At 37.4% G+C, this 21,238-nt stretch carries 25 protein-coding genes; 18 read left to right on the forward strand and 7 right to left on the reverse strand.

The features are described from left to right. Positions 1–73 precede the first annotated feature (73 nt). The 6 genes from ABMA79_RS11475 to ABMA79_RS11500 are packed head-to-tail and all read left to right on the forward strand — an operon-like array spanning position 74 to position 4,223. Positions 74–1,111, forward strand: coding sequence for a hypothetical protein (locus tag ABMA79_RS11475; RefSeq protein WP_392860512.1), 1,038 nt, complete (start codon positions 74–76; stop codon positions 1,109–1,111). Position 1,112: 1 nt separating this feature from the next. After that, on the forward strand, positions 1,113–2,066 hold the full coding sequence (locus tag ABMA79_RS11480) for an HAD-IIIA family hydrolase (protein WP_393092675.1): 954 nt from the start codon (positions 1,113–1,115) through the stop codon (positions 2,064–2,066). A 33-nt stretch (positions 2,067–2,099) separates the two neighbouring features. After that, positions 2,100–2,516 carry a hypothetical protein gene (locus tag ABMA79_RS11485; RefSeq protein ID WP_393092678.1) on the forward strand — a complete coding sequence of 139 codons (417 nt, stop codon included), beginning with the start codon at positions 2,100–2,102 and terminating at the stop codon, positions 2,514–2,516. Positions 2,517–2,528: 12 nt separating this feature from the next. Beyond that, positions 2,529–3,485: a lipoate--protein ligase gene (locus ABMA79_RS11490; RefSeq protein ID WP_393092681.1), complete on the forward strand. Its 957-nt coding sequence runs from the start codon at positions 2,529–2,531 to the stop codon at positions 3,483–3,485. Between the two features lie 15 nt (positions 3,486–3,500). Beyond that, on the forward strand, positions 3,501–3,848 hold the full coding sequence (locus tag ABMA79_RS11495) for a Crp/Fnr family transcriptional regulator (RefSeq protein ID WP_392860519.1): 348 nt from the start codon (positions 3,501–3,503) through the stop codon (positions 3,846–3,848). A 15-nt stretch (positions 3,849–3,863) separates the two neighbouring features. Beyond that, positions 3,864–4,223, forward strand: coding sequence for a Crp/Fnr family transcriptional regulator (locus ABMA79_RS11500; RefSeq protein ID WP_392860521.1), 360 nt, complete (start codon positions 3,864–3,866; stop codon positions 4,221–4,223). Here ABMA79_RS11500 and ABMA79_RS11505 read toward each other — a convergent pair. The 4 genes from ABMA79_RS11505 to pgsA form a co-directional block, all read right to left on the reverse strand. Then, entirely contained in the window at positions 4,220–4,780 is a 561-nt protein-coding gene (locus tag ABMA79_RS11505; protein ID WP_393092684.1) for a leucine-rich repeat domain-containing protein, read from the reverse strand. The genes ABMA79_RS11500 and ABMA79_RS11505 overlap by 4 nt on opposite strands. A 29-nt stretch (positions 4,781–4,809) precedes the next feature. Next, the gene (gene panD, locus ABMA79_RS11510; RefSeq protein ID WP_021267374.1) at positions 4,810–5,154 is read right to left on the reverse strand and encodes an aspartate 1-decarboxylase; all 345 of its coding nucleotides are present in this window, start codon (positions 5,152–5,154) and stop codon (positions 4,810–4,812) included. A gap of 93 nt (positions 5,155–5,247) precedes the next feature. Beyond that, complete coding sequence (gene serB, locus ABMA79_RS11515) at positions 5,248–6,441, reverse strand: phosphoserine phosphatase SerB (RefSeq protein ID WP_393055501.1); 1,194 nt, start codon at positions 6,439–6,441, stop codon at positions 5,248–5,250. 13 nt (positions 6,442–6,454) lie between these two features. After that, positions 6,455–7,108, reverse strand: coding sequence for a CDP-diacylglycerol--glycerol-3-phosphate 3-phosphatidyltransferase (gene pgsA / locus ABMA79_RS11520; RefSeq protein ID WP_392860525.1), 654 nt, complete (start codon positions 7,106–7,108; stop codon positions 6,455–6,457). 111 nt (positions 7,109–7,219) lie between these two features. On the opposite strand from pgsA, the gene ABMA79_RS11525 reads away from it, so the two are divergent. The 8 genes from ABMA79_RS11525 (at position 7,220) to ABMA79_RS11560 (ending at position 15,975) form a co-directional block, all read left to right on the forward strand. Next, positions 7,220–7,939: a PilZ domain-containing protein gene (locus tag ABMA79_RS11525; protein ID WP_392860526.1), complete on the forward strand. Its 720-nt coding sequence runs from the start codon at positions 7,220–7,222 to the stop codon at positions 7,937–7,939. Between the two features lie 115 nt (positions 7,940–8,054). Further along, the gene (gene glpX, locus ABMA79_RS11530; protein WP_392860527.1) at positions 8,055–9,008 is read left to right on the forward strand and encodes a class II fructose-bisphosphatase; all 954 of its coding nucleotides are present in this window, start codon (positions 8,055–8,057) and stop codon (positions 9,006–9,008) included. A gap of 29 nt (positions 9,009–9,037) precedes the next feature. Next, the gene (locus tag ABMA79_RS11535; protein ID WP_392860529.1) at positions 9,038–9,469 is read left to right on the forward strand and encodes a type II toxin-antitoxin system RatA family toxin; all 432 of its coding nucleotides are present in this window, start codon (positions 9,038–9,040) and stop codon (positions 9,467–9,469) included. A 7-nt stretch (positions 9,470–9,476) separates the two neighbouring features. Further along, complete coding sequence (locus ABMA79_RS11540) at positions 9,477–9,800, forward strand: hypothetical protein (protein WP_021267294.1); 324 nt, start codon at positions 9,477–9,479, stop codon at positions 9,798–9,800. Then, entirely contained in the window at positions 9,797–10,429 is a 633-nt protein-coding gene (locus tag ABMA79_RS11545; RefSeq protein WP_393092687.1) for a YggS family pyridoxal phosphate-dependent enzyme, read from the forward strand. Before ABMA79_RS11540 ends, ABMA79_RS11545 begins: the two co-directional genes overlap by 4 nt. 166 nt (positions 10,430–10,595) lie before the next feature. After that, positions 10,596–11,552: an isopenicillin N synthase family dioxygenase gene (locus ABMA79_RS11550; RefSeq protein ID WP_392860531.1), complete on the forward strand. Its 957-nt coding sequence runs from the start codon at positions 10,596–10,598 to the stop codon at positions 11,550–11,552. A 298-nt stretch (positions 11,553–11,850) separates the two neighbouring features. Continuing rightward, entirely contained in the window at positions 11,851–13,536 is a 1,686-nt protein-coding gene (locus ABMA79_RS11555) for a hypothetical protein (RefSeq protein WP_393092690.1), read from the forward strand. Positions 13,537–13,557: 21 nt separating this feature from the next. After that, complete coding sequence (locus tag ABMA79_RS11560; RefSeq protein WP_393092693.1) at positions 13,558–15,975, forward strand: hypothetical protein; 2,418 nt, start codon at positions 13,558–13,560, stop codon at positions 15,973–15,975. Positions 15,976–16,048: 73 nt separating this feature from the next. On the opposite strand, the gene ABMA79_RS11565 is transcribed toward ABMA79_RS11560, so the two are convergent. After that, the gene (locus ABMA79_RS11565) at positions 16,049–16,939 is read right to left on the reverse strand and encodes a hypothetical protein (protein WP_393092694.1); all 891 of its coding nucleotides are present in this window, start codon (positions 16,937–16,939) and stop codon (positions 16,049–16,051) included. 225 nt (positions 16,940–17,164) lie between these two features. Here ABMA79_RS11565 and ABMA79_RS11570 point away from each other — a divergent pair, with 225 nt between their 5' ends. After that, on the forward strand, positions 17,165–17,650 hold the full coding sequence (locus tag ABMA79_RS11570) for an Hsp20/alpha crystallin family protein (RefSeq protein WP_392860536.1): 486 nt from the start codon (positions 17,165–17,167) through the stop codon (positions 17,648–17,650). On the opposite strand, the gene ABMA79_RS11575 is transcribed toward ABMA79_RS11570, so the two are convergent. Then, complete coding sequence (locus tag ABMA79_RS11575; RefSeq protein ID WP_392860538.1) at positions 17,637–18,056, reverse strand: response regulator; 420 nt, start codon at positions 18,054–18,056, stop codon at positions 17,637–17,639. The genes ABMA79_RS11570 and ABMA79_RS11575 overlap by 14 nt on opposite strands. A 223-nt stretch (positions 18,057–18,279) precedes the next feature. Here ABMA79_RS11575 and ABMA79_RS11580 point away from each other — a divergent pair, with 223 nt between their 5' ends. Both ABMA79_RS11580 and ABMA79_RS11585 read left to right on the forward strand, forming a co-directional pair. After that, on the forward strand, positions 18,280–18,732 hold the full coding sequence (locus tag ABMA79_RS11580; protein WP_392860539.1) for a hypothetical protein: 453 nt from the start codon (positions 18,280–18,282) through the stop codon (positions 18,730–18,732). A 31-nt stretch (positions 18,733–18,763) separates the two neighbouring features. Continuing rightward, a complete protein-coding gene (locus ABMA79_RS11585) occupies positions 18,764–19,900 on the forward strand; it encodes a CpaF family protein (RefSeq protein WP_393092696.1) in 1,137 nt (378 codons plus the stop codon). 14 nt (positions 19,901–19,914) lie between these two features. Here ABMA79_RS11585 and ABMA79_RS11590 read toward each other — a convergent pair whose 3' ends face one another. Then, positions 19,915–20,163 (reverse strand): hypothetical protein, encoded by a 249-nt coding sequence (locus ABMA79_RS11590; RefSeq protein WP_392911668.1) that lies wholly within the window; start codon positions 20,161–20,163, stop codon positions 19,915–19,917. A 196-nt stretch (positions 20,164–20,359) separates the two neighbouring features. Here ABMA79_RS11590 and ABMA79_RS11595 point away from each other — a divergent pair, with 196 nt between their 5' ends. Then, positions 20,360–21,238 carry a hypothetical protein gene (locus ABMA79_RS11595; RefSeq protein ID WP_393092699.1) on the forward strand — a complete coding sequence of 293 codons (879 nt, stop codon included), beginning with the start codon at positions 20,360–20,362 and terminating at the stop codon, positions 21,236–21,238.

Genomic DNA, 21,238 nt, shown 5'->3' on the forward strand with positions numbered 1-21,238 from the left:
ATAATAAAGAGAAACTCACTTGGCCACAAAAAAAATGATATTTTTTTACGTGGTATCGAGTTAAGGAAATTAAGTGTCGAAAAGCTCTGGCAAGAACCAATTCATTAATAATTTCAAAGAAATTCATAACCGTACCCAACTTGAAGCTTTGAAGAATGAGATCAAAGGTAACCTCTTTGAGTTTCTCGTTGCTAAAGAGATTTCTGTTTTAAATAAGATTGAAGCTAATTTTCTTAAGAATATTGATCATGAACTTTTAAAAATGATGCGTGAATATGAGAGTTGGTTGAGGCTTCATGCCCGTACTCTATTGGAAGAGTTACCAAAGCTTGCAAGAGAGATGGCCCGCTCGATTAATGAAAATATCAAGGGAAGTATCACGAATATTACAGTTGTCGGAAAATTGAGTGATCACCTTATTAAGTCCCAATTACATGAAGCAGATATTGTTGCCCAGGTTCTCTACAATGACGAAACTCGTATTATTCCTATTAGTTTAAAACTCGTTAAGAGTGGGGCCAATATTACAACAAAGTCGGCCGGGGCCAAGAGTATTTTTCAAAAGTACTTTAAGTCATATTCTGATATTGATTTTACTCAACACACTTTAAATGAATATATTGATCAAGAGTTTTCTCATTTTAATAAGAAGCTCTATGAACGTTATGATTTAGAATATTGTGGACGCTTTGATTCACAGTGGGAAATGACTCAACTTCCAGGAGAGTTGGAAGGTGCAGACCGTGAGGATTTATTTGAGCTTTATCGAAGCCTTATTAAACACTATCATAATATATTTACGGGACTGCTTGAAAAAGATAAGGATAAGTTTATTGCGTCCTTATTGCCTCTAATGGGCCTTGGTAATAAAGATGTTGTTCAAGGGATTTGTTTTTATAAGCACAACACATATAAGTTAGACTTTTGTCATGTTGTTAATTATGCCCAGGCCGCTAAGATTTCTATCTGTGAGCTTAATCCTGAGATATCATCTTTTAATATTGAAATTGAAAAGGATAAATTACAGATTCGTGTAAAGCCCATGAATAAATTTACGGCCCCATCGTATAAGATCAATTGTTCGATGAAATTTGATTACAAAAAGGATTAATATGTTTGATATCGTTCTATGCCAAAGAGACCTAGAAGAAATTAAAAAATGCTTTGGTGGCACTAGTAAATTTGAAATTCATGAGTTTCATGGAGATTCTCAATTGAGAGGATTCTTGAATGATGGAAAAACTGTTCTCTTAATTACGACCAAAAGTAGTGTTAAGCCTGACCTTTTTAATCTCTATCAGATGCCAAAGACTGGAAATTGTGAATACTACTATCTGTCTAAGTTAAATCTCAATAGTGATGAGCTTGAAGCATGTGAAAAATTCTTCCCTGAAGTGAGAGATATTTCTGTTTGTGCTGATTACTATAGTGCGGGAGGAGTTTTTTATATTGATCAAATCGATCCAGTTGGAATGCCTAATTTTACAAAAGAAGTCATGCCGGTTTTAAATCGCTACTTTAGTGAAGATGATTATAAAGAGGCCCTATTCTTGGATCGCGATGGTGTTTTAAATATCGATCATTCATATGTTCATAAGACGTCTGAGTTAGAACTCGTTGCGGGAGCCTATGAATTCCTCTTAGATGACTATAATAAGAAAAGACTTAAAATTGTTCTTACGAATCAGTCGGGTGTCTCAAAGGGGATGTTTGAGTATACTGATGTTGAAGTATTTAACGCTGCTTTAAATGAATCTCTTCACCATTTAATCGATGCTTTCTATATCGCTCCATTTGAGTTTACCAAGGGTGTTGGGCAGTATAAGTACCACTCTCTTTTAAGAAAACCTCATCCAGGTATGCTTCTTGAGGCGTGTTTTGATTTTGCTGTCGATCTTAAAAATTCGTATATGGTAGGGGATAAAGTTAGTGATCAACTAAATTTCCCACTTCTTGAAACGATTCATCTTAAGAATCGCTATCCTCTTGATGGAGTGAAGTATTTGGCAACCAATTTTGAAGAAGTGTTAAAATTTGCTAAGTCGTTGCCAAATAAGACAAATTGAGTCAAAATAGCTGGTATGTAAAAGGAATTACATATGAAAGCAATAGACTCGATGGGCCTAGTGAAATTAACTTCAATCTTTGCCCTTTTTATAACATTTTTTACTTCTCATACTTTTGCTCGTCCTCTAATGAGTTCTGAACTAGAGTTATCTCGTCAGTTAGATTCTCTTAAGGAGCAAAGTAGTGAATATATCTCTAATATAAGTTCTCGAACTAATGTGAAAGAGCTTCCTATATCAAAATACCTTTCTTTTGTTATCTTAAAAAATGGTTGTGCACCATTAGAGCAAACGATTGAAGAAATTGAACTTCAAGATGACTCCTTTCCTGATCAAAGCAAAGGACTACTTGAGAAGCTTAAGCTTTGTCGAAAATCAACGCGTGCACTTAAGGAATTTGATGTAAGTGAGCTTGACTCTAGCATTACTCAACGATTAAGTGAGGAATGATAAATTCAGCACATGAACTCTCATTCAATTAAATTCTATTATATTTACTCAACAAACCCTTATGTTAATTTGGCGTTTGAAGATTATCTCTTTCGCAAGCATCAATCAGAAAATAGTCAGGAGCAAATTCTTATTCTCTGGAAAAGCTCCCCAAGTATTGTCATGGGGAAGTTTCAAAACCCATGGCTAGAGTGTCAGGTTAAAAAGATCAGAGAGTTGGGAATTAATCTGGTTAGAAGGCAAAGTGGTGGTGGATGTGTCTATCACGATCTAGGAAATATGAATTACTCATTCATTAGTCCAAAGTCCTCTTATGATAAATCCACAAATGCATCCATTGTCGTTAGTGGGCTTAAGTCTTTAGGGATAAATGCTTTTGAGAATGAACGCCATGACCTTAGGCTCCTTCATAACGATGTGGATTACAAGATTTCAGGTTGTGCCTTTAAAGAAACAAAGCATAGTGCCCTTCACCATGGCACACTTCTTATTGACGCTAATTTGAATCAGTTAAATGATCTCCTGCGCTCTAAGCTTACGGCCGAAGCAGCTATGGGTGTCAAGTCTGTTCCTTCAAAGGTGATAAACTTAAAAGAAGTTAAAAGTGATATCAGCGAGTCTGAAATTGTTGACTCTATCATGAGCTCTTTTGAAGCGAATTATGATTCAAAATGTGACTCATTTGAATTAACTGAACAAGATATTTGCGTAACCGACTCTCTGATGGAGAAGATTCAGGCCAATATGAGTTGGGAGTGGGTATATGGGGCAACACCTAAATTCTCTTTCAAGTGCGGGGATTACTTGGTTACGGCAAAATACGCCAAAGTCATTGCTTGTGTGCCAGAAAATCCTTCTTTGATTGATCTAATTGTCGACAAGGATTATTATTTAACTAGAGATGATCTTAAGTTAACTGAACAGCAGAGTGAATTTGTCGAGGAATGTCATCGTATTCTCTTTGTTTAAATACTCGGAGTTGAAATGAGAGAAACAATTCATATTATTCCTGGTGAGGCCATCATCAATGAAGGCGAAGAAAGTAATTGTATGTATCTGCTTAAAGAGGGAACTCTTGCGGTTTTTAAGAAAGTCGAGGGGAAAGATAAGCAAATTGGAACGATCTACAGTGGCGAATTCGTTGGTGAAGTAAGCTTTCTTGATAAGAGAGAGCGTTGTGCTACGGTGAAGGCCATTACGGATTGTGAACTTGAGATTTTTGATGCGCAGAAATTTAATGAGTTTATTGAATCAAGGCCTAAGTGGTTACAGAGTATGATGAAGACCCTGGCCGATAGGCTGCGATCAACTAACGAAAAAATAAAGGTGTAGGTTGAGGTTTTAACGATGAGCAGTCCAACAAATTTATTCATAAATGCTGACCAGTATCTAATTCGTGAAGGTGATGAGAGCACTGAAGTTTATATTCTTGAAGAAGGTACTCTAGGTGTCTTTAAGGTCAGAAACGATCAGGAAGTTAAGATTGGAACGATCTTTCCTGGTGAGTTAGTTGGTGAGATGAGCTTCTTTGATGGCGGACCTCGTTGTGCTACGATTAAGGCCCTGACAAACTCTAAGCTTATTGTTATTCCTTCGGTAAAGTTTGAAACCTACCTCAGTAAGCAGCCTAAGTGGTTTCGAAATCTTTTAGAAACTCTAATCGATCGTATTCGTAAGGCCTCAAGTCGAATAAGGCCAGAAGTTTAGCTATTTTTTAATTTCTTAAAATGATAGAGATTCTCATCTGTAATCTTATTGTGATCACATGACAGATGGTGAAGATTTTCTAAGTTTGCTAGGACTCTTGGGACTTCTTGAAATTGATTATTGTCGATATTAAGTCGCCTAAGCCCCGTAAGCCATTCAAATTCATTTGGAAGAGCTTCTAATTGATTATTTTGTAACTCAAGAGACTCAAGAGCTCTTTGTTCACAACACCAATTTGGAATTGTTTTAAGATTACAATTTGCTAGTTGAAGAATCTTTAAGATTTGAAGATGACTTGCACTTAATTCATGGGAGTCACTAATGCCTTTAAGTTTTAGAACTTCAAGATCTTGAGCGTTTTTAAGAGTTAGCCGGCACTGTCCATGTGCTCCATCTGCATAGATATAGAGCTTCTTTAAAGCAGTAAGTTCACCGCAGTCGATGATAATATGGCATGTATGTTTAGCAGAGAATTCAAGTGTCTCTAGTGTCGAATATTGAGCAATATCCTTGCTGGCCTCGAAAGTATCCTGCTTCTTACTTAGCTTGATCAACATGCCACTATTGTAGCATAAGCTTTTAAAATTTAGAGATATTGAATAAACTTATTATTCTTATCGACTAAGATTTGTTTTGGTCTGATATCTTTTTGATCAGTCATTTGAAAGCCGATGATGATGACTTCGTGGCCTACATTAATAAGGTGGGCCGCTGCTCCATTTAAGCAGATTTCTCCCGAACCACGCTCGCCTTTGATGACATAAGTTTCAAGACGTGCTCCATTTGTATTAGAGACGATAAGAACTTTTTGTCCTGGCCATAAATCAACTAACTCAAGTAACTCTTCATCAATAGTGATTGAGCCAATATAGTTTAGGTCGGCCTGTGTAACCACGGCCTTGTGAATTTTTGATTGTAACATTTCACGCATAAGAGCTTTTTATCAAATTAGTCTTGGCCCGCCAATGAAAAATTAAGCTTTTGTTAACTTGTTCACCAAGAATTTACTTAATGACGACAATACTTATTGTTTTGACTCAGCTCCAGGGATACCTAAAAAGTATAGAATTGACGTCATTGGGCCATGGCTCATATGGTTTTGAGCATTTTTGCGCACGATGTCTTTGGCGTGGAAGGCTATTCCCAGTCCGGCCTGTGCTAGCATAGGCAGATCATTAGCACCGTCTCCAATAGCAACAACCTGTTCAAGTGAGATATTTTCTTGCTGTGCAATTAGGTTCACAAGAACGGCCTTCTGGTCGGCATTGATGATTGTACCCTTTACACGTCCTGTTAGTTCTCCGCCTTCAATTTCTAATTCGTTGGCAAAGGCGTAGTCTAGGTCTAGTTTTTCTTTTAGGTGGTTAGCAAAGTAAGTGAAGCCACCCGAGATGACAGCAACTTTGTAACCATATTTCTTCACTGTTCGAATAAAGTCTTCAACACCATCAGTGAGGGGAAGATTTAGTGAGATGTCTTGGAGAGTTTTCTCACTTAGGCCTTTAAGGTGTGAGACTCTTTCTATTAGTGATTGATTAAAATCGATTTCACCGTTCATGGCCCTTTCAGTGATCTCTGAAACCTTGGCCCCTATTCCGTGAACCTTGGCAAGTTCATCAATAACTTCGGCCTGAATAAGAGTTGAGTCCATATCAAAGACGATGAGTCTCTTTGATCTTCTATAGACGTCATCACGGATAAAGGCAATATCCGTATGATGATCATTACTTATATTAAGTAGATCAGATTTTACTTTATTTAAGGCCACTTTCTCTGGAACATCTGTTAGGACTTCAAGAGAGTTAAAACCTTCTTTCGATACATTATCAATGCGATAAATATTGATCCCGTTGATGGCCAAGCATTGAGCAACATCTGAGATGAAGTCTGCTGAAATTTTCTTAGGTGCGACACAGTTAAGAATAAAGCTATTGTATGGTGTTTTATAAGTTGTCTCTTTTCCGACAATTGAGTACTCAAGCTTGAGTCCCATCTCGTGGGCCGTAAAGAGTAGTTCCTTTAAAACATTTTGATTTTCACTTTTTTCTTTTCCTACTTTGATAACAAAAGAAAGCGAAAGTAAATTATGGGTGATGGCCTGGTTGATATCTGTTATATCAGTTTTATTTTCGCTGATTACCTTCATCAGGCTTGCAGTAATACCAGGGCGGTCTTGTCCTGAAACAGTGATAATAATTTCTTTTAAGCTATCTTCCATGATAATTAATCCTTCACTTTTGTTTTCGCTCTTTTCTGACTTCTGAAATTTTCTTAAAAAGGCCAAAGGTATAGACGAGGGCCGAGAAGACTGAAAAGACGAATGAAAGGTAAATGAGTATTGTTCCCACTAGAGGAAAAGAAAAGCCAAATGGTTTATCCCAGGCCATTAGCATTGGAATGGCCATCATTTGAAATGTTGTCTTCCATTTACCAAGTTGGTTAACACTTACTTTAAGACCTTTTTCCATCGCTAGTAAACGAAGGGCCGTCATATACATTTCACGCAGAACTAGAACAATGACAACAATCACGTTGACGCGATCAAGGGCCTGTAAAAGAATAAGAGATGAAACAACGAGGAATTTATCAGCAATTGGGTCAAGAAACGAACCAAAGACAGTAACGATATTTCTTTTTCGGGCAATATAGCCATCAAAGAAGTCCGTTACCGAGGCCAAGACAAATGTCCAAGCTGCGATATAGCCAAGTGTTTTTACTGTGGCCTTAAAAATATTTTCTTCGAATAAACAGAGGTAAAGAGTCAGGCATATAACTGGAATAAGTGCGACACGAAAGATTGTGAGGCGATTTGGTAGATTATCGATTTCCCATTCGCTGAGGATTTCTTTTTGTGAGACTGTATTTTGCGTATTTTTTTCTGACATATTTACTCAATGAAGATTTTTCCTATTTATTAAACTTTAAACCTTCGGCCCATAAACGTCTATAATAATTAACATAAATTACTTAAATCGAATAAAAGGATAACTCGAGTTATGAAAAAGCATCTCAATCTTATTAAGACAGGTCACCAATCTATTGAAAAGCGTGTGTTTCCACGTTTTCCGTTCAGTTACTTAGTTTTTAAAAGAGAAGATAATTCAAAAAATTATCAAGTTCGAGATATTTCATATGGTGGAATGAGTCTAACGCTAAGTGATGGTGATATGGGTGCTCAGATGGATGAAAAGTTCTCTGGTGAGATCCATTGGTATGACCAAAAAGTAAAAGTAAAATGCCAAGTAAAAAGAGTTGAAAAAGACAATCTTGGGATTGAGTTCATTAAAGATGATATCTTCGATAAAACCTTATTAAATTTTCTTTCAATAGCAAATGTGTCGAAAAATCTTAGACCGATTCACGAATATGACGAGCAGCTTGAGCTACCTGGTGGGCTTAAGACATGGCTGCGTTGTGATGGGCCATTTGAAATCTTTATTTGGCATCATAGAGACGGCGAAATCTCTAAGATCCAAATTCTTATGATGGATTCTATTCTTGAGTGGACTGATGGTGAAGGGATTCAAACTGGGAAAGTTCTCAATGTAAGAAGTTCTGATAAGCCGTTGACTCATGAAGAAGAATTCGAGTTCTTAATTGATACTCCAGTTGATCAAGACCGTTTAGACTTTGCTCGTGAGCTTGTTGCACATGTTCCAAAGAATCTTATTTCTGAAGGAGATCTTGAGTTTCTAACGCGAAAGGTTATTGGTTAATTTCCACTAAACTGCTTATTAGTTAGATTAAATTATTTATTTCAAAACGATGCTTTTCAATTGAAGTTTAACTCCTTAAAATAAAGCTAAATGTTTTGAATTAAAAGGATTGATAATGAATAGAAACCTCGCTTTGGAATTTGTAAGAGTAACTGAAATGGCCGCTATTAGCTCAGCTAGGCTAATGGGACGTGGTGACGAAAAGGCTGCAGATCAGGCGGCCGTCGATGCGATGAGAACGATGCTTGACTCTGTTGATTGCGACGCTACAGTTGTTATCGGTGAAGGTGAGCGCGATGAAGCTCCAATGCTCTACATCGGTGAAAAAGTTGGTTCTGGTAATGGGCCTGAGCTTGATATCGCCCTTGATCCACTTGAGGGAACAACAGTTTGTGCAAACGGTGGTTGGAACTCAATTGCTGTAATGGCCATTGCTGAAAAAGGTAACTTTCTAAACGCTCCTGATACATATATGGAAAAAATCGCAGTAGGTCCTGAAGGAAAGGGACTTATTAATATTGACGATACTCCTGCTGAAAATTTGAAGAGATTAGCAGAAGCAAAAAAATGTCGCATTCAAGACTTAACGGCCGTGATTCTCGATCGTCCACGCCACGAAGAATTGATTAGACAAGTAAGAGATGCTGGTGCTCGTATTCAGCTTATTGGTGATGGTGATGTTTCAGCTGCTATTGCTTGTTCAGAGCCAGATAGCGGTATTGATATTCTTTTTGGTACAGGTGGTGCCCCTGAAGGTGTTATTGCTGCCGCAGCACTTCGTTGTATTGGTGGAGACTTCCAAGGAAGACTTAAGCCAAGAAATGATGAGGAAATTGCACGTGCTAAAACAATGGGAATTGACGATATTAATAAGATCTACACAATTGATGAGCTAGCTTCTGGTAATGTTATGTTCTGTGCAACTGGTGTAACAGATGGAAGTTTCCTAAATGGTGTTAAGTTCAAGTCATGGGGTGCTGTGACTGAATCAATCGTTATGAGAAGTCAGTCGGGAACTATTAGAAGGATTACTGCTGAACATCGTTTTGATACAAAACCACGCTACTAATTATTTGATTACATACAAGGAAGTTGATTATGGCCAAGGCAAGCCGCACTGAAGTTTTTGATATTGATATTAATAAACTATATGACGTTATTGTTGACTTTGAATCATACCCTGAATTCGTTCTAGGTGTTAATGATATCAAGGTTCATGATATGACTGATGAAAGTGGTGTTGTTGAATATTCAATTGATATGATCAAAAAATTAAATTATCACCTCGATATGGAAATGAGTAGGCCAAGCAAGGTTGCTTGGAGATTCAAGAAAGGTGATCTTTTTAAGATAAATGATGGTGGCTGGGATCTAAAGGATCTTGGTGATGGAAAGACAGAGGTAACTTATAGCTTAGAGATAGAAGTGAAGGGCTTTATTCCTGGATCTAAGATGATTGTAAATAAGTTAACTGAAACTTCTCTACCATCAATGATGAAAAGCTTCTACGAGCGTGCAAAAGGTCTGTGAGTCAATCATGAGCGAGTCTAAGAAAACAGATAAATCAGATGGAATTTTAGGTGATACGATAAAGAAAGTTGTCTCAATTGGTATTGGGGCAGCTTTTATGACTGAGGAATCAGTTAAGAAAGTCTTAGAAGATCTACCACTTCCTAAAGATATTGTTTCTGGGCTTGTAACTAATGCCAAGAAAACCAAAGAAGACTTTGTTGTTTCTGTTCGTGAAGAGCTTCGTAGTTACTTAAAGAACGTCGATCCGAAAACCATCGTTGAATCAATTCTTGAAGACTATGAAGTGACTGTAAGTTTTAAGAAAAAAGAAAATAAATCTGAAGAATGATCTCTGAAAATTATCAAAAAATTCTCGCGCAAGTAGGGGACAAGAATAAGCTCTTGGCCGTAACCAAGTATAGTGAATTTGAAGATATAAAAACAGTCTATGACCTAGGCCATCGAGACTTTGGCGAGAATCGTGTTGAGTCTCTTATGCCCAAGGCCCAAAGAGCGCTTGAGCTTGGCCTTAGTGATATTAGATGGCACTTTATTGGGCATATTCAATCAAATAAGATTGCTAAGATTTGCCAAGTTCCAAATCTTAAAAGTGTTCAGTCCCTTGATAACTTAAAGCATATGCGTCTTTTTAATGAAAAGCTTAATTCCCCTTGTGACTTCTATATTCAAGTCAACACAAGTGGTGAAGAGCAAAAAGGTGGACTCTGGGAGCTTGAATCTGTTAGAGACTTCATTAACCAGGCCAAGGATATGGCCAATATTCGAATCGTGGGCCTAATGACCATGGCCGCAGCTGATGGCCTAGCTCCTCGTTTAAGCTTTCAAAAACTAGTGGATATTCGTGACGCTATCGATAAGGACTTAAAATTATCAATGGGCATGAGTGGTGATATGGGCGATGCCCTTGAACTTGGCAGCGACTGTATTCGCGTTGGTAGCGCCATTTTTAAGGGATAATTATTGTATCCTTACTATCTAATTTCTAAAAATTACGCTCTATCTATCTGTAATTACAATCTATATTAGCTTAAGCTTATAGCTAGCATTATTGACTTTAATTTATGCGAGCTGTAATTAATTTTTATCAACTTAATTAATCCGACTTGAACAATGGAGAGTCATTATGAGTACAGCAAATAATAATGAAAGAAAGGTTCCTGAATTAAGCCTAACTTCTTACACACAAGGCTCAACTGCTGAGCAGATTAAATTTGTGGACGAATTAATGTATGGCCTTAAAGAGTACGGTTTTATTATTCTTGATAACCACACGGTTGATCAGAATAAAGTTGATGAAGCCTACGATATGGTTAAGAAGTTCTTTTCTCTACCTGTAGAAACAAAACTAAACTACCAAGGTCAAAATGGTGGTCAACGTGGTTACACTCCATTTGGAATGGAGCACGCAAAAGATAGCAAGCACCCAGACTTAAAAGAGTTCTGGCACGTAGGTCGTGAGCTTGCAGCAACTTCTCAGTACAAAGGTATTTACCCTGAAAATATTTGGCCGGCAGAAGTACCAGGATTCAAAGAGAAATTCCTTTCTCTTTACGAATCAATGGATGCTACTGCAAATATTCTTTTAGAGGCAATCGGTAAGGGACTAGATGTTCCTGCAGGTTTCTTTGAAGAGATGGTTAATGATGGAAATTCAATTTTAAGAACGATCCATTATCCACCAACAACTGGTCACGATACAACAAATTCAATCAGAGCAGGTGCTCATGAGGATATCAACTTAATCACAATGCTTGTTGGTGCAACATCATCTGGACTACAGCTGCTAGACCGCGATGGAACTTGGCTAGACGTAGATTCTAAACCAGGACAACTTGTTGTTGATTCTGGGGATATGATGGCAAGACTTACAAATAACGTACTTCCTGCAACTACTCACAGAGTAATTAATCCAGATAACTCTGGTGAAGAAAGATACTCAATGCCATACTTTGTCCACCCACACTCAAAAGCATCTCTAGCATGCCTAGAAAGCTGTATCGGTGAAGGTAAGAAGTGGGAAGATATCACGGCAGGTGATTTCCTAAACCAACGTCTTAGAGAAATTGGTCTAATTAAGTAAAGAAATGGTTGGGGAACCAGAACAACAATATTACGAGTAATACGATTTAGAAGAGGCCTCGCATTGCGAGGTCTTTTTTTATTTTGATGTTCACTAAATAGCTGCATGTCTAAATAGTGAACACTTTCCATTCTCTAAATGCTTATAATTTAATCATAAGTAGTGGCACTAGCTTTGCATATTAATTGCCATGCTATACCTAAAGAAAACGACTTTATTAAAGTTTGTCTCTATTCTTTTACTCAATCTCTTGATTGTGGCCTCGCCTACAACAGAGTTTCACCGCGAAATTCTTTCCATGAAAAGGGCCTCGTCAAAAGTTCTTTCACGCCTAAGAAATATGTCCAGAGTTAACCACTCTGAGTTTCGTCGAGATGAGTACACTTCTGCGTATTATCAATTTGAAAATATTCATACGGCCATTAGAAAGTTTCATAAGAGAGTTTTAAAGAAGGGCCAATTAGGTCGTGATAAGAATGGTGAGTACTCAGATGAGCTTGCTTATAAAGAAACTCAAGAATTCATTAAGTACCTTGATGGCCTAATTCCTATTTTTGTAAAAACCAAAGGCCATGACAAATTACCTTCATCTCGTAAGATCCTTGTTTCACAAATTTCCGCAAGTGCCCTTGCTCTTGTTGATTACTTAAAAGAAGAAGATATTTATGTCCAAGTTTCACGCTCGTTAAAAAATGTTGCAAAGACCTATCAGAAGCAACAAGAGTTTATTGCGCAAAAAGAGGAGCTACTAGCAGACTTCTATGATGCTCAAGATGAATTAGAAATTTCAATGACAAAAATGATTGATCACTTATCTCAATTTATTAGACGCAATCATATGTCTAATCATGATCGTCGTCACGAGCGCTATACTAGGTCATCTTATGATTACCTAAAGCATAGAAAGATTTTTGAAAAAGTAGAAGATATGCTTGAAGACTTTGATATTAACGATGAGGCCAAGTTTATAAAGCTTACACAGCTTATGTCAGAAACTAGACAGTTAGTAAATCTTACAAAGACCAATACAAAAAGCGCTCGCATCCTCCTATCTCGTGTATACAAGGCGTTCAACTTATTTTCTTTAGAGGCGAAAGACCTAAATAGTAAATTAGTTGTAACAAAGCTAGATCCAACACTTGGACTTAAAGAGACTGAGTATAAGTTTTATCGAGCAACACAGGCATGCTCTCTACTTGGAGGGCCTGGGAATATTCTTTTGAGAAGATCGATCGAAAGCGATATTGATCTTTTCGAAGATTTTAGTCCTCGTACTTCTGGAGCGATCAAGCTTATTGAATTTTTAAAATTTAATGATCGCAGCCTTGAGTTTAGACACGCTGAGATTATTACAGAAATAGAAAGAGATACTCGCATCAATACAATGGGATTTTACCCTCTAAGCTTTAACTGGGGTAAGGATGAAGAAGATAAGATGCCTCCATTTGTTGAGATCAAAAAAGGCTATCGAAAGTGTCACTCAGATGGTTGTGATACTTATGACGATTACCGCACGAACTTTGCTTGGCTAAGAGTGAATGAGAAGAGTGCAAAGAAGATGACTCGTCGAAAAGAGAAGGCCTTAAAGAAGGTCGAGAATAAAGAAGATTATGGAAAACTAGGTGTGTGTTCGGATTTTGTAAACTGGGCATTTGGTAATGTGATTACTTCAAATTGGAATCAAATTCCAATTGTAAGAAATCTTATTCAAATTATCTATCCACCAGAAGGACTACAGACGCCGGATAACCTCTATGACTCATATAAGACAGATGTCATTTGTGAGGTTGAGCGTAGAAAACTTAAGTACCCACACTATGTGAATGCTCATCATTTAAAAGAGCAGGTCTTAAGAGATTTAAACTCGCAAAATATTGCAATTAGTAATCACGCGAAGAAGACACTAAATGAATTAATTAAGAAAAATATAATGGATAACGAATTAAATCTGAACTATGACGTTATTAATTTTGAAACAAAGTAAGAACGAAAAGGAGAGATGAGAATGAACAACAAAAAACAAAAACTTCTAGTTGCTGCATTTCTAATGTCGCAAGCTCCAGCAGTAATCGCTGGTTATTACAATTCATCAATTGAAGGGATTTCTCTGGATGGGATTTATACTCCAGAGAACCTAAGTAATATCTCAAAGACTGTTTGTAAGAAAGTCTATGATGATCCAAATATGGATAAAGAACATACTCAAATGTGTGAGCGTGGAGTTCAGTCTGCTCAGCGTATGGCCGCTGTATACGCAGCTGGAGAAGGGACTCACCTTGGTTGTGTTGATGGTTACCAACAAGGTCTTTACCGTGGATTCAACATGACTTCAAATCCTTCAGTGGATATCCTTAGAGATGAGCAACGTGCACTAAAAGGTGTAACAATTGAAAACGCAGTAGCTCTTGGTAAGAATAAGGCAGCACAAGACTCTCGTTACTCAACTGAGTCGGAAATCATTTCTCGCTTCAGAGATAATGTTAGAGATGATGCTTCACAAACTGTGACAGCTCCTTCAAGAGATTATTCAGATGTGTTAAAAGTACCTCGCTTTGAAGGTTTCGATGATGGTTACTCAAGAGATGGTAAAGGTGGATCTTTTAATGATGTTATCAATGCTGGATGGGTTTCTTCTTCATCTGCAATCGGAAAGAGAATTCATGCTCGTGCAGTCGCCAGACAATTTGGTCTTAGATCAAGCCTAGCTGATAAGTGTTCTTCAACTCCTATTTTATTTGATAAAGGTCTTCACACTGTTTCAATGTGGGATCTATTCTCTGCATATGGAGAGTATAACTTCAAAGATTATGGTTGGAAGTCAACGTCTCGTGCGTGGAATAAATTCAAGGCCTCAGATGAGCAAGAAGCAATTGCTTATCGCAATATTCAAGACGTTAAGGAAGCTTACCAGTATAAAATTGGTTACCACCAAAAAAGAGTTATCGTGGAAGTTGATGTTCTTGATGCCAATGGACAACCGACTGGGGAAAAAGTACCTAAGAAAGACGCTAACGGACAATATGTTTATGAGGAAGTTGATGATTTAAACCGTCCAATCTTTGAAACACGCTACCGTACAGTTTCTGGAAAATCTGCACAAGACCTAAAGAATGTTTACGCAGATGCATTTTCTGAGTCATATAGAAATCTTGCTAAGGAACACTTTGGTAAGGCGTTCGTATCAACGCATACAATGGCACGTAACCTTGGTGAAGACTCTGGTAAGGCCGTGGGTCTAATCGTTGCTCGTGATCTTGCAAAACAACAAGCATATGATGAAGTTTATAAGGCACAATCTGCAACTTCATTTGCTAAAGAATATGAAAACCTATTTGTTTCTTCTTGGAATAAGAATTTCGAGTATTTCGTAAATAATCCAATGGTTGAGATTACAGGTTTTGACCTATCAGGTGACGGAAATGGAATCTTTACAAGAGGTGAGTCACTTAAGTCTGTTCTTGGTTTAAGAAACCTTGGACTTAAGTCAGGAAATATCAAAGTTTCTCTAGATTCTTCATCTTTTGAATCAGGTTCAGCTCGCTCTGAATACGTAACTGCACCAGCTTCACTGAACTTTACTCACAAGTCTGCAAGTGCTCAAGGTAAGCTTTCAAATAACCTAAGCGTATTTGATACAGCATACTTAACTGTTAGTATCGACGGAAGCGATATCAAAAAGGTTTATGAGCTTAAGAGTACTGACTCTAAGAGAATCGAGATCCTTGATGTTGCTCCAGTATATCAAGCAGAAACTCGTATCAACTCTGTAAACAGTGGGGATGCAACAGTATACGTTACAGTTAAGAACCCATCAAACTCGGAAACTTCAGCTTCAGTTGATATCTCTGTGGCAATGAACGATGGTAAGACTTATGCAGCTACTGCTTCAGCTCTAAAAGCTGGTGAATCAAAGAGAGTTCCTGTTCGTGTAACAGGAGTTGATCCATTATTTATCATCCAAAATGGGCTTTCTGGTAATGCAACATCAAAAGTTGGTGGAAGAGTTATGAATTCACGTAGAGCATCTGGTGCAAGCGTGAACTTTGATAAAGCAGTTGCAGATTACTTCAACTCAATCCTAACGAACTCAACAACTAACTTTGGTGATGATGGATACAAAGAAGATAGAGTTGAAACATTAATCTCTATCATCTTAACTGCTACTGAAAGAGAAATTAAAACTGATTGGGATAACAACGCAAAAGTTGCTAACACAATGATCGGTGCTCTTCAAAAAGAATATAAGGCCTCAGCAGCCGCTGGAAAGCTTAATGAAGAAGCAAAAGAAACATATAAAGTACTGGCCCAAGAGTTAGAGGCTTTATATGACTCAACATTTGGATACAAGGATTACATCAATCAGCTTAAAGTATTCAATGGTGATCTTGAGACTCGTTCGAAGAAAGATCGTAAGAAAGACTAATCTTTAAAATAGTCCAGAAATAAGAAGGGCCCGCATCTGCGGGCCCTTTTATTTAGTCATAATTTTATTCAAATTATTGTGCTTCAACTACAGCTTGACCTGGCTTGAACCAACATAGTGGTCTTAGTCCAGTTGTGAAGTTCTCAGTTCTGTTACAAGTACCGATGTTAGCATCATTTTGATCTACATCTGTGTAAGCGTCAACAGTACATAGAGCACCTTGGAAGTAAGTATCTAGACGACACTGTGGTGCTGGGTGATTGTCATTAGTTTTAGAAACTACAGCTGGGTCTGGAGTGTCAAACTTAAGCTCAGTTGTCATGTTTCTTAGTGCTCTGAAAAGGTTAGCTAGTGACATACCTGCCATTGAACCTCTTAAACACATTGCATATTCATTTTCGTTAACAAAGTTTGTCTCACAGTTCTTAACTGCTACAGCTGGAACTTCAACTTCGCTCATGATTGAAGCGTTGTCGTCATTTTCCATAAACTTTCTTAGACACTTAGAAGTTGCGAAGTAATCAGCTTGACCTTCGTTTGAAGCCCAAGAAGATCCCCACCAGCTTGCTTTCTTTGGTGCTCCACCTAGGTGGTGACCAAGCTCGTGACATACAACAGATGCAAATCCGTCTCTAGTAATTGTTTCGTGTCTTGCTAGACCACCAAACATACTAACACGCCAAGTGTTACCAATTTGCTGAGCGTATGCGTTTACAGTTCCATCTTCCCATTTTCTTTCGATTTCTAAAGTCTTACCTTTAGCAGCGATAATTGGTGCATAGATCGCTTCAATCTTATCGATGATTTCATTGAATTCACCTTCAGAAATTGTGTTGATACTTTTAACATTTGAAGGAATCCATAGGTTGTTGTCTTCTACGATTCCTGTTGTTCCGTGCTCGTCACATGCGAAAGAAAAAGTCGATACACATGCAAGTAGTAGAGCTAAAATTCCTTTTTTCAAATCAGTCCTCCCTGAAAAGTATATTATTGATTTGCCAATTCTTTTTCTGGTTTAGCGTAGATATGATTTTTCTGAATTTTTTACACTATGTAAAAGTCTTTTTTTGATTTGGGCCTTAATGTAAGAATTTGTTGGTTTCTGAATGCTGTGATGCATTGTGAATATGGTGGGATTTTTGCTCTGAATGTGTCTAACTTATTAAAATTATGATAAGATTTTATAGATATGAAGAAGCTAATTTTTATCACATTTTTTACACTCTCAGCTGTAAGTTATGGCCAAGGTAATGATCCGCTTGTTGATCAGATCATGCAGATGCGTGATGAAATGATGAAGCAGATGCAGGCAGGTGATAGCTTTGATTCTGAAATACAAAAGATGTTTGAGAGAATGCAGAAGATGGGACAGATCCAAGGTCTGCCTGATCGCTTCAATCGTCACGTCAATATGGTTGAATACTTTTGGCAGGATGCTGACACACTTGTTATCAAAGTATCTAAGGACGATGAGGTCAATATTGAAGTTAAAGAAGGACTTGTCATTATTAAAGGCCAAAAAGTTATCAAGTCGCCAAATGGTATTTCAAAATCATCTTTTACACAGTCGGTTCAAATACGTGCTGGCCTTGATTCAACATCTGTGAAGATGAATGTGAAGGATGGAAATATCGTTCTTGATTTTAAGGCATTAAAGAAAACTAAGCAGCGATAATCTCACCATTTAAATTTTCAAGAATTGAATAGAGCTTATGATTAAAGTCCTGAACGTTAAAAGGCTTGGTTAGGACTTCCTCTACATTTAACTTGGAAGCATCATGAATTTTTTCAACGTCAATATCGCCAGAGATTAGCATAATATGAGGGTAGTTCTCCTTCCTCTTTCCTTCCATGCTATTTACGCCGTAGAGCTGCTCGATATACTGAAGGACTTCTTGGCCACCCATTTCCGGTAGGTTTAGGTCAATGACGATAAGATCATAATTATCGTCTCTTATCATTTTGCAGGCATCGAGACCATTTGAGGCCATTGACACATTTGCGAAGTAGCCACTACTTGCAATAAGTGACTTTAGTGATTCTGATATTGTTCTTTTGTCGTCAATGATGAGTGCCTTCATGTTGATTTCCTTGTCTTGATTTCCGTATCAATTAAAATCGCAAAGTTGCTCTTAAATCTATAAACAATATGTCCTTATTTTAGTGCTATCCATAATTTTTTATAACTAAATTAATTCATAAGATTTATTAACGTTCTTAAACCATTGAAATAACGACTAAAGTCCTCAGCTAAGTTTGAGTAGAGGACTAAAGTATCCCTCCTAAGTTACCGATAAATAAATTATGAAAAGCTTCGCTGTGACGTTAATTACATTGATTGTGACAACTTATGCCTTTGGAATTAAGGAGACTTATTTCCATAAGCAAGAGTTTGATATTCCAAAAAGAGACTTGTCGATTATCGCTACTGACAAAGGTTTTTTTCCTTCGAAAGTAACAGCATTTGTAGGTGAGAAGCTTAATCTCTATGTCACTTCAGCGACAAATTTACCAAGTTGTCTTATTTTGAAAGAGCACGAAGTATACGTTGAGGCCAAGAAGGGTGAAGTTAGGGAAGCTTCTGTTTTTCTTGATACCCCTGGCCGCTTTAAATTCTATTGCCCATCAGGACAGATAAGTGGGACTTTAACTGTCATTGAGCATCCACGTGAAAAGGCAAAGAAAGACGAACAAAAAAGAGAGATTGCATCTCGTGAAAGTGAACGAGTGCGCGTATGGCGTCCAAAAGACGACTAGAGTAATTTATAAAAAGTGATTGTGAGGGATTATGTCTTCGGTATTTAGCGATGCGATTAAGAATTTACTTTATCCAATTGGTGACCTTCTGGAAGATGAGGGTGTATCTGAAGTTATGATCAATGGCCCTCATGAAATCTTTGTTGAAAAGAAAGGACTTGTTTTCAAAGTTCCAAATCAATTTGAAGATGAATCATCCCTAATCTCAGCAATGCGTGCCATTGCCCAATCAGTAAACCGTACAATTGATGAAGACAATCCTCGTCTGGATGCTCGTCTTCCAGACGGTTCTCGTATTCACGTTGTTCTGCCTCCAATGGCAAAGAATGGAACAACTGTGGCCATTCGTAAATTCTCTAAAGACAGCTTAACACTAAAGGATATGATTGCATTCGGTTCAATGTCTGATGTTGCTGCAAGATTCTTAGATATTTGTGTTTACCTTGGAAAGAATATTCTCGTTTCAGGGGGGACTGGTTCTGGAAAGACGACGATGCTCAATGTTTTAGGAGGACGAATTCCTAAAACACAACGTCTTATCATTATTGAGGATGCGGCCGAGCTACAAGTTGATGCCGAACACGTTGTCAATTTTGAAACAAGAAAGGCAGATGAACTAAAGGGGATTGAAGAGGTTTCAATTCGTGATCTTGTTATCTCTGCCATGAGACTTCGCCCTGATAGAATTATTGTAGGGGAAGTTCGTGGAGACGAGGCCCTAGATCTTGTACAGGTAATGAATACTGGTCACGATGGTTCAATGGGAACTGTTCACGCCAATAACCCAATTGATGCTTGTACACGTCTTGAGACGCTATGTCTTATGGGTGACACAAAGATTCCACCTGATGCCGTTAGAAAGATGGTAGGAAGTGCCCTACAGATTATCGTTCAATGTAGCCGTTATCATGATGGTGGACGTCGTACTTCACATATTTCAGAAGTTCTTGGTGTCGATAATAATGGAAATTATATTGTTCGTGATATTTTCCGTTGGGTTCAGACAGGTAAGGATCCACAAACAGGAAAGTATATTGGAGAGATGGTACCGTGTAATTACGTGCCAACTTTCTTTGAAGATATCGTAGTTCACAAGCTACCATTTCCTAAGTCAAATTTCTTGGCCCCTGACTGGGTTAAGGATATGGTTAAGAAGAAAGCAGCTTAGAGATACAGAAAGCTCTAGATATCGACTTCAATTCCATCTTCATAGATTTCTACGATAAATCGATCCTGATCTAGCTCTTTAGTCTTTTCGACGATTTCTTTGATGTCATCTATCTCTAGTTCTGGCTCAAGCTCCATGTCGGCGCTAAATACCTTAATGATAGCAATACTCATCTTAAAGTCACTTAAGTCACTGAATTCAGATAGGGGGAATGTCACTTTGTAACCCCCTGAAAACTTGTCAATATCCACATCTATTTTCATATAATTAATTGTAATTACATTGGATTAAAATGCAATAAAATTTAAACTGCGTAGATTCCTGTAGGTGTGTCAAAAATTTAGTGCATAGAAAATGAACATGGCATTACTATTTTTCAACTAAGCACAAAAGAACACTTTCCACTGATATTATTGAAGGCGTCAGTTAGCCTAATTTTATTTTTGAGGGAAAAATTAAATGAGAAATAGAACGAAATCATTCATCAAATCAACTCTAGTGATGACAGCAATTGCTCTTTCTGCAAATACTTTTGCAGTTGAAACAATTCAAGATGATATTGATTCAATTCGTTTTCAGCTTAAGTCTGAACAGATCTATACTTTCAAAAATTATGGACAAGGACAGTATAAGGAATTGGCCTTTACAAGAATTGAGCGACCAAGACTACAAGTTGGCCTTAAGAAGAAATCCTCAACTGAGACTTTAGAAGTCGCTATTGACGAATCTCTTTTAGTCGAAAAGAACTCACTCGTTAATATCAAATTAGAAAAGAATAACTTAGTTAATATTGAAAGTGCAGCAAACGCAAAGTCTTCAGTTTTGACTAAACTAAAGAATCACAAATTAGGACTTGATAAGAATCAGGCAGCAAAAATTCTTAAAAAAGATATTATCGCAAACCTTAATCGTGTGATTGCAAAAATTGGTTTTCGTGATAACACAAAGGTTCGTTATGAGATTAAGAACCTTGCTTTTAATTGTCCTTCTCTAAAAGGGCGCATTACAAATTGTCGCGGTAAGTATGATGTTGTTGCGACTTTGAAGAATGAAAAGAAGAAGACTTCAAATCTTTCTGAGATTCTTATTAACTCGACAAAGAACTTAAACTCTTTTGGAACGGAGATTGAAATTAACACTTATATTGGAGAGCTTCGTTCAATCAATAAACAACTTAATAAGCTATCTGAAGGAAAGCCTAAGGGCGTTGATCTTAAAAAGCTTTATGCTCTTAAAAAAGATGTACAGTCAGAAATCCTAGATTCTTACCAGTACACGGCCATTGCTACCACAAGTGCACAGGAATTTTTAACAAAGCTTAATTCTAAATTTAATTAG

The organism is Halobacteriovorax sp. HFRX-2_2 (genome assembly GCF_043196705.1).
Classification (GTDB): Bacteria; Bdellovibrionota; Bacteriovoracia; order Bacteriovoracales; family Bacteriovoracaceae; genus Halobacteriovorax_A.